Source organism: Afipia sp. 1NLS2 (genome assembly GCF_000178995.1).
Taxonomy (GTDB): Bacteria; Pseudomonadota; Alphaproteobacteria; order Rhizobiales; family Xanthobacteraceae; genus Afipia.
Map to the genome: position 1 here is coordinate 1 of NZ_ADVZ01000009.1, position 769 is coordinate 769.

1 protein-coding gene is annotated in these 769 nt (G+C 66.8%); it reads left to right on the forward strand.

From position 1 onward, the window contains the following. A partial coding sequence (locus tag AFIDRAFT_RS19050) for a pyridoxal-phosphate-dependent aminotransferase family protein (RefSeq protein WP_009341321.1) occupies nt 1-769 on the forward strand: 769 nt, incomplete at both ends.

The following is a 769-nucleotide window of genomic DNA, read 5'->3' on the forward strand; positions in this document are numbered from 1 at the left end:
TTTTCCCTCGTCGGGCACCGGCGCGTGGGAGGCGGCGATCGTCAACACGCTGTCGCCGGGCGACAAGGTGCTGATGGTGGAGACCGGCCATTTCGCCACGCTGTGGCAGAAGATGGCCGTGCGCTTCGGCCTCGATGTCGAGTTCATGCCGGGCGACTGGCGTCACGGCGCCGACCCGGCCGCGATCGGCGAGCGGCTGTCGCAGGACAAGTCCCACGCCATCAAGGCGGTGATGGTGGTCCATAACGAGACGTCCACCGGCGTCACCAGCCGGATCGCCGAGATCCGCAAGGCCATCGATGCGGCGAAGCATCCGGCGCTGTTCCTGGTCGACACCATCTCCTCGCTCGGCTCGGCCGAATACAAGCACGAGGCCTGGGGCGTCGACGTCACGGTGAGCTGTTCGCAGAAGGGCTTCATGCTGCCGCCGGGGCTCGGCTTCAACGCGATTTCGGACAAGGCCCGCGCCGCCGCGAAGACGGGCGGTATGCCGCGCTCGTACTGGGATTGGGAGGAGATGCTCAAGCCCAACGCCAGCGGCTTCTTCCCCTATACGCCCGCCACCAATCTTCTTTACGGCCTGCGCGAATCCATCGCGATGATGCTGGAGGAGGGGCTCGACCATGTGTTCGCCCGCCACAAGCGCCTGGCCGCGGCGACCCGTGCCGCCGTGGAGCATTGGGGTCTCGAAGTGCTGTGCCAGAACCCCGAGGAATACTCGCCGGTGTTGACCGCGGTGGTGATGCCGCCGGGGCACGACGCCGATCAA